Source organism: Nostoc sp. (genome assembly GCF_036917155.1).
Classification (GTDB): Bacteria; Cyanobacteriota; Cyanobacteriia; order Cyanobacteriales; family Nostocaceae; genus Nostoc.
Map to the genome: position 1 here is coordinate 1 of NZ_JBALDZ010000112.1, position 1,740 is coordinate 1,740.

The window sequence follows — 1,740 nt, forward strand, 5'->3', positions numbered from 1 at the left end:
TTAAAGAGGCTTATAAACTAGCTTTGCAATGCGGTAATATTTCAGCAGAGCCAGTTCAGCATCAAGAACGAAAAATAAAACTTCAACCGAAGTATCAGGAGAATGATATCCGAGTTATTGTTGAAAATGCGAAGAAAAATCAAACTCCAGCTTGTGAGGATTTGAAAGCTTTGGGGATTATTAAAGATCCACTCAAAGACTTTTTTATTGGTAAGTAGTATATGCTCAGTTTTTTCCCTACGCCTTACCCAGATGAGATTTTATATAGCGTGTTTGCACGTTATCATGCCAGAAGTGGTAATATAAAGCCTGATGAAACGTTGCAAGAATTGTTCAATTCCCGGAATACTATAGTTAGGCCGGACTTACCCTATAACTTAACCTATTTAATTAAAAATCTTCCGTTGCTTTCTCAACATACGGTAGAAAGTCTAATCCAAAAACATACACTGTACCCCATGTATGCAGTCTTTATGCCTGACAGCAAATCAGCTATTCTGGGTTACATGAAAGGAGAGTTGGGGACATATATTTATAGAGGAATAGCAAGCTCGGTTTATCTACCAAAATATTTTAGGTTTTGTCCAAAATGCCTTTTTGAAAACTTGCATACATTTGGCGAGGCATATTGGCATCGACTTCACCAAACACCTGGTGTTCTTGTCTGCACAATTCATGATGTTGTCTTAAACGATAGTATTGTACCTATCTGGAATAATAAGTGGTATCAAGTTGGTATTGCTAGTTTGGAAAACTGTCCTATATCGAATGTAACGAAAAATTACAGTGAATCCACTAAAGAGTGGTTACGCCTAATTGCATCTGATATTGAGTGGTTAATGACCTGTAACTTCAAATCGCTTCCTTCTAAGGAATTAGATTGGTTTCATATCCAATATATAGTTTTATTGATTAAGAGGAATTTAGCGACTCTAGACCGTCAGGTATATGAGCAAGGTTTACGACAGAAATTTTTGTCTTTTTATGGAAGTGAATTTCTTGAGGCTCTTGGTATAAATGTCAGTAATAATAACATAAATTTATTTAAAATTTTTCGATTACATTTGGAGGTTTTTGACCCGGTAATGCATCTGCTAATGATTAGATTTTTGAGGAATTCGCCTTCAACATTTTTTGCTCGTAAATCTAAATATAAACCTTTTGGTAAGGGGCCTTGGCTTTGTCTAAATCCTGCTTGCGAATACTATCTCCATTCTGTGGTTACGAAGTTAGTGATGCTTTTAAGCAATGATCTAAATTCGACCTATTCTTATATAAAAAATCCTATAGGCACCTTTGAGTGTGATTGCGGTTTTCAATATAGTAAGATTGGCGTGAATTTGACTAAAGTTGATAAGTTTCGATTTGAAAGAATCGTGACGTTTGGTCAATTATGGGAACAAAAGTATTTGGAATTAAATGTTGTTGATAGACGAAATTTTCAGCAAGCTGCGTACAACCTTAGTTCTAATTATAGCAAGAGTCCAATGACTATGTTGCGTAAGCTAGAAGCTTTGTGGAAGTCTTTGAATGATAGTGTAGGAAAAGACTCCGGTTAATCAGACCCTATATTGTTGAACTTTTTTATTCAAAAAATCGACCTGCGCTCTTCTACATTGCTAAACTGAACTCAACTGAGGACAGTTATTGTTCAACTTTATTTTTCTGGTATCTGTGATGGATAACCAAAAATTAAGGGTTGTAGCTATTGAAATTGTTGAACTTTATTATTCCTCTACA

1 protein-coding gene and 1 pseudogene are annotated in these 1,740 nt (G+C 35.1%); both read left to right on the plus strand.

Annotated elements, in window-relative coordinates:
• Window positions 1–218 (plus strand): annotated as a pseudogene (locus V7K67_RS15895) (ATP-binding protein); the annotation flags it as partial.
• Between the two features lie 3 nt (window positions 219–221).
• Complete coding sequence (locus V7K67_RS15900; RefSeq protein WP_335167356.1) at window positions 222–1,559, plus strand: TnsD family Tn7-like transposition protein; 1,338 nt, start codon at window positions 222–224, stop codon at window positions 1,557–1,559.
• Window positions 1,560–1,740: the final 181 nt, after the last annotated feature.